Origin of the sequence: Bacteroides caecicola (assembly GCF_023337095.1) — a bacterium.
In the GTDB taxonomy this organism is placed as follows: domain Bacteria; phylum Bacteroidota; class Bacteroidia; order Bacteroidales; family Bacteroidaceae; genus Phocaeicola; species Phocaeicola gallinarum.
In genome coordinates this window covers 1-6,093 of the sequence record NZ_JAMBLM010000029.1, presented here as the reverse complement: position 1 = coordinate 6,093, position 6,093 = coordinate 1, and the positions used below count along the sequence as shown (strand labels likewise).

Genomic DNA, 6,093 nt, shown 5'->3' with positions numbered 1-6,093 from the left:
TATATTTTTTTGATATTCGCGGAAAACATGCTGTAAAACAGGGTTTTACAACGGAAACTTTTTGGAAGGGGACAAGCGAAGGAGGAAAAACCGCACATCTATATATACGGGCGTACGCGATTACATTTATTTATGCGGCACAAACACGGGCAAATTTCTACCCGGAAGGACGAAAATTTCTATTCGGAGCGTCAACCGTCCCATGCGGTAGGAACAGGCAACGCTTCGGCTTGCGTTTTTTGGGGGAAATACATGAAATATAATTCGGAAACTAAGAGCCTGTTTAAATTTTGCTCTGCCTCAGTTTGAGAATTGTTTTCGAGGATGTTTTTTTGTTTTTGCGAGGAGGATAGCGGGCTATCTGACGAGTAAAAACGGGGAAACAGACCGGAAACAAACTCAAAAAGGGGCGGATAAAAATACTTAATCGGAAAATTTAAACAGGCTCTTATATACATTTACAGTTACGATACGTACGGACATAAAAAAAGGAGTACCGCTGTACTCCAACCTTTGTAAACCTTAAATCTAATACTATGAAAAACACAGTGCAAAGATAAGGCTGATTTCTTTTTCTGCAAATTTTTTCTCGCTGAAACCGTGTTTTATAGCATATTTTAAGAATATAAATTCAGGGTTTAAACCGCATTAACAATCTACTCCTTAAAAAGAATTGCTACTTATTGTGCTCATCCTCACGCTGTTTCTTTTCAATTAAGTAAGATACCACCAAACCCGTTCCTCCGCCTAACAGAACGCAAGCTCCGTAAACCACCGATGTTACTTCGTATGGTCTGTTCCCATCAAAATAAGAATACTGTGTAGCTGAGATTATGCCATACCTCACCAACAAGCCAACGCCTAAACCTATCATCAGACATCCCATCCGCAGTCCGCCGAACGAAAACAATCCGGTGCGGTAAAATATACCGTTTTTAAAAGTGTCGGGTGTCAGTTTGTCGCCCAACTTTTCAATAATCATCATGCGCTCTTTTCTGCCGACAAAGAGTTCGAACAACTTATAAATTACTCCGAAAACGATAGCTACATTTGCTACAATCATTAATTCATTCATACGTCTTAAATTTTAAATTTGTTTCTTTGCACCTTTAGACGCCAAACCGCAGGCAAGGTTACACTTCGGCATAAAAAATATTTTTCCACAGAAATGTAACCTCTACTAACGAGATGCGTCTAACGGGTATCATGGAAAATGAAGAACTACATATTATATCTTCCATATTGGCGGGGAAAACGGAACGTTTCGCTTACTTTCTTGACAAATACGGACAACAGGTTTTCAACTTGATTGTCCGCATGACCAATTCTCCGGAAGATGCCGAAGAACTGACGCAAGACAGCTTTATGAAAGCCTTCGAACACTTGTCGTCGTTTAACGGAAACAGTAGTTTTTCTACGTGGATATACCGTATTGCTTACAACACGACCCTTTCTGCACTGCGAAAGAAAACGAACGAAGTACTGTCTTTTGATGAACGGCTGTGGAACACGGTGTCTGACACGGAGGCAGACGAGGCGTTAAACTCGGAAGATGAGGAGCAGATTCAGCGACTGCAAGAGGCTATAAGCAGACTTTCGCCCGACGAGCAGGCACTGATCAGCCTGTTTTACGAGGAAGACAGACCCATTGCGGAAAGAGGTTATATCTTGCATTTAACGGAAAGCAACGTAAAAGTAAAGCTGCACCGTATCCGTAAAAAGCTCTATTTATTAATGAAACAAGAGGATTGAGCCATGAAAGAAGTTACAACTGATAAAGGATTGAAAAAAGCCGCCGGCAGAAGAACGCAAATACAGCTGCCAAGCAATTTCAGCTACCGAACGATGCTCCGTATCTGCGAAGCGGAATATTTGCGCGAGAAGCGCAGAGAAAAGCGTATTTTCATCGCATGGGCGATTACGGTCTCGTTGATGATTATCGGGTGCTTAGGCTATTTAGGATGGATGTACAGCGAACAGATATTACGCTTGTGGCAGCTACTGAAAAATACAGCTCCAAGCGCGCAGCATGTTTTGTTCCACCTCCCGATGGTGATTGCGCTGCTTCTTTTGGGAATATTCAACCGGTGGTTGCGAAAACAGTTCGGAAGCAAATCATGATTCTTAAAAAAACAACAAGGTTGCCCTTCAGTAAGTAAAGAGCAACCTTATTATTTTACACATCAGCTATTAAAGCCTTATTTACGATAATTATCCAATTCTTCAGCTTTAAACTTACGGATAAAATTGAAGTGCTTTTCTACTTCGGCTTCCGCGTAGTTTACATATACATTCAGCGACTGAGCGAAAAGTTCCGGAGCTTTGGTAGCATCTTGCAACAGCAAATGGCTCATAACATTAACGGCAGCCATTTCATACAGACGGCGTGCCACGAAATCGAGCAATTCTTGATTTTGAGCTTCTTTTACCGCATTGGTACATGCCTCCAACTTACGAGTCATTTCCTTGATGCGGTTCAGATAACCTTCAAATTCGGGCGCACACGGAATCTGTTCATACTCATGCAACGTTGCAGCATAAGCACCGTTCGTTACGTAACGGATGGCAGCCACTGTCTGCAACTGAGTCGTTCCTTCGTAGATGCTGGTGATGCGGGCGTCGCGATAGATACGCTGACAAGCATATTCCATCATGAAACCTGAGCCACCATGTACCTGAATACAGTCGTAAGCATTCTGATTAGCATATTCAGAGTTCATACCTTTTGCCAGCGGAGTAAAGCTGTCTGCCAACTTCGCATAACGTTTCTGCTCCTGACGTTCTTCGGGAGTAAGTTTGCGTTCGCGGGCGATATCGTCCAATGCCTTATAGATATCCACGTAACGGGCTGTTTGATACAGCAATGCACGTCCGGCATCCAGTTTTGCCTTGATAGTAGCCAACATGTCATACACAGCCGGGAACTCGATAATCGCCTTACCAAACTGTTTACGGTCTTTTGCGTACGCCAACGCTTCGTTATACGCTGCCTGACTCAAACCTACCGACTGGGCTGCGATACCCAAACGCGCACCGTTCATCAACGCCATGACGTATTTAATCAGACCCAACTTGCGGTCGCCACACAATTCAGCTTTAGCATTCTTATAAACCAACTCGCAGGTAGGAGAACCGTGGATACCCAATTTATTTTCGATGCGGCGAACATCGACTCCACCATCGTTCTTATCGTAAATGAACATTGACAAACCACGACCGTCATGAGTACCTTCTTCCGAACGTGCCAACACAAGGTGCAAGTTCGCATCACCGTTCGTAATAAAACGCTTCACACCGTTCAGACGCCAGCAGTTGTTCGCTTCATCATAAGTAGCTTTCAGCATCACACTCTGAAGGTCAGAACCGGCATCAGGCTCGGTCAAGTCCATCGACATGGTTTCGCCGGCACAGATACGCGGGATGAAACGGCTGTGCTGGTCTTCGTTTCCGAACTCATACAGCGTTTCGATACAGTCTTGCAATGACCAAATATTTCCGAAACCGGCATCGGCAGCAGCCACGATTTCAGCACACATGGTGTACGGAGTAATCGGGAAGTTCAAACCACCAAAACGGCGCGGCATCGTCATGCCGTTCAGTCCGGCTTTAACCATTGCGTCGAGATTTTCTTTCGTACCCGAAGCATATTCCACCCGTCCGTTCGCACAGTGAGGTCCTTCCTCGTCCACACCTTCCGCATTGGCAGCAATCACTTCTCCCGTAATTTCTCCGGTAATCTCCAATACTCTGTCGTATGAATCAATCGCATCAGCATAATCCTGCGGTGCGTAATCATATTCATCTTTGTCTTTGTAGCCGCGTTCTTTCAGTTCGCAGATACGCTCCATCATCGGATTGTTCAAGTGAAACTTGAGTTCCGGATGTTCTGTATAAAAGTTTGCCATTCTTATTTACTGTTCTTTTTATAATACTTAATCATTTTCGGTATCACTTCTTCTACCGTTCCGTTGATAACATAGTCGGCAATGGTATTAATAGGCGCATTCGGATCGCTGTTCACCGAAATGATGATGCCTGCATCCTGCATTCCGGCAATGTGCTGAATCTGACCTGAAATACCACATGCGATGTACAGTTTCGGGTGAACCGTTACGCCCGTCTGACCAATCTGACGGTCGTGTTCGCAGAATCCGGCATCAACGGCCGCACGGCTCGCTCCTACCTCGGCGTGAAGTTCTTTTGCCAGTTCGTACAACATGTCGAATCCTTCCTTGCTTCCCATACCGTAACCTCCGGCAATCACAATCGGAGCGCCTTTCAGGTTATGTTTAGCTTTCTCTACGTGGCGGTCGATGATTTTCACTACGTAATCGGTTTCGGGAACATACTTAGCCACATCGTGACGGATTACTTCACCCTTATAGTTCTCGTCTACGATTTCTTTCTTCATCACACCCTCGCGGACGGTAGCCATCTGCGGACGGTGTTCGGGGTTGACAATCGTTGCCACGATGTTACCGCCAAATGCCGGACGAATCTGATACAACAGATTTTCGTAGGTGATGCCGTTTTTCTTGTCCTCGTGGTTACCGATTTCCAACTGCGTACAGTCGGCAGTCAAACCGCTGGTCAACGCTGAAGAAACGCGCGGACCGAGGTCACGACCGATAACCGTTGCTCCCATCAAACAAATCTGCGGTTTTTCTTCTTTAAACAGATTGACGAGGATAGACGTATGAGGAAGCGAAGTATAAGGGAACAGCCCCGGAGCATCGAACACATGAACGCGGTCGACACCGTAAGGCAAAACTTGTTTTTCTACATCCGCAAGGTCGCTACCCGCACAGATAGCTTCAAGCTGACAGCTCAATTCATCGGCTAACTTACGACCTTTTGTCAAAAGTTCGAGACTCACATCGGCAACGTGCTTGCCTTCCATCTCACAATATACAAATACGTTATTCATAATACTTTACCCTATTGTATGGTTAGCCAATAATTCAATAATCAAATTTTCTACATCCGCATCGCTGCCGCTTATCGTCTTGCTCTCTTTTGCTTGGAAGATGATGTTTTCAATCTTCTTCACTTTGGTAGGAGAACCCGACAAGCCACACTGCTTGGTATCACCGTTTACATCGGCTACGCTCCATTCCACCAAGTTCAGGTACGGACGTTTTTCGTACAAGTCAGCATAAGCCAACGTAGCTCCGTCTTTCGTAAGAGCCGCTTTTTCCTGTCCGCCCAGCGCACGTTTGTATTTCTGCACCAGTTTTGCATTACGCGGACGGCAAGGAGCCGCACTTCCGTTCACCGTCAGCACGATAGGCAGCGGAGCTTCCACCGTTTCAACACCCCCGTCGATATGGCGTTTTACGCGGATGCGTCCCTCAGCCACTTCCTGAATTTCTTCAACGTAAGTAACCTGCGGCAAACCCAACTTTTCTGCCACCTGCGGACCCACCTGAGCCGTATCGCCGTCGATAGCCTGACGACCACCTATAATAATATCGTATTCACCAATTTTGCGGATAGCCGTTGCCAGTGCATACGAAGTAGCCAACGTATCGGCACCTGCAAACGCACGGTCGGTCAAAAGATAACCATTGTCTGCACCTCTGTATAATCCCTCACGGATAATCTCCGCAGCACGTCCCGGTCCCATAGTCAGAATAGTCACCGTAGATCCGGGATGCGCATCTTTCAGCCGAAGCGCCTGCTCCAAAGCGTTCAAATCTTCCGGATTAAAGATAGCCGGAAGCGCCGCACGGTTAATCGTTCCGTCGGCATTCATGGCATCTTTCCCCACGTTACGTGTATCGGGTACTTGCTTAGCCAAAACTACAATTTTCAAATTCATTCGATTAATATTTAAGATTTAGAAATTTATCTGACGGCAAATTTAATGAAAGATTCAGATTACGAAAAAGATAAACAGAAAAATATATGCCGCGCTTCAACATATTTTAAAGTTCGGACGACACATAAACCCGATTGGAACAGGCTGGCAATCCGATTTCTTACAGAATAATTCTACGACCCGCCAAGCCGGGTTGTACAACTCACCTTAGTGGGTTATATAACCCGGCCTGGTGAGTTATATAGCCCAGCATGGCGGGTTATAATTTTTTT

Annotated in this window: 7 protein-coding genes; 3 read left to right on the top strand and 4 right to left on the bottom strand. The window is 45.4% G+C overall.

Features of this window, described 5'->3' with window-relative positions; all coding sequences use genetic code 11:
• On the top strand, positions 1–263 hold a 263-nt coding region (locus M3085_RS13795; protein ID WP_249053324.1), incomplete at its 5' end, for a hypothetical protein.
• A gap of 413 nt (positions 264–676) precedes the next feature.
• Here the strand turns inward: M3085_RS13795 and M3085_RS13790 are convergent.
• Positions 677–1,075: a DUF6249 domain-containing protein gene (locus M3085_RS13790; RefSeq protein ID WP_249053323.1), complete on the bottom strand. Its 399-nt coding sequence runs from the start codon at positions 1,073–1,075 to the stop codon at positions 677–679.
• 131 nt (positions 1,076–1,206) lie between these two features.
• On the opposite strand from M3085_RS13790, the gene M3085_RS13785 reads away from it, so the two are divergent.
• Positions 1,207–1,752, top strand: a complete 546-nt coding sequence (locus M3085_RS13785; RefSeq protein WP_249053322.1) for an RNA polymerase sigma factor — start codon at positions 1,207–1,209, stop codon at positions 1,750–1,752.
• A gap of 3 nt (positions 1,753–1,755) precedes the next feature.
• Entirely contained in the window at positions 1,756–2,121 is a 366-nt protein-coding gene (locus tag M3085_RS13780) for a hypothetical protein (RefSeq protein ID WP_191710099.1), read from the top strand.
• A gap of 77 nt (positions 2,122–2,198) precedes the next feature.
• Here M3085_RS13780 and M3085_RS13775 read toward each other — a convergent pair whose 3' ends face one another.
• The 3 genes from M3085_RS13775 to M3085_RS13765 are packed head-to-tail and all read right to left on the bottom strand — an operon-like array spanning position 2,199 to position 5,821.
• A complete protein-coding gene (locus tag M3085_RS13775) occupies positions 2,199–3,905 on the bottom strand; it encodes an acyl-CoA dehydrogenase family protein (RefSeq protein WP_191710098.1) in 1,707 nt (568 codons plus the stop codon).
• 2 nt (positions 3,906–3,907) lie between these two features.
• Positions 3,908–4,927, bottom strand: coding sequence for an electron transfer flavoprotein subunit alpha/FixB family protein (locus M3085_RS13770; RefSeq protein WP_178257643.1), 1,020 nt, complete (start codon positions 4,925–4,927; stop codon positions 3,908–3,910).
• Between the two features lie 6 nt (positions 4,928–4,933).
• Positions 4,934–5,821 carry an electron transfer flavoprotein subunit beta/FixA family protein gene (locus tag M3085_RS13765; protein WP_178257644.1) on the bottom strand — a complete coding sequence of 296 codons (888 nt, stop codon included), beginning with the start codon at positions 5,819–5,821 and terminating at the stop codon, positions 4,934–4,936.
• Positions 5,822–6,093: the final 272 nt, after the last annotated feature.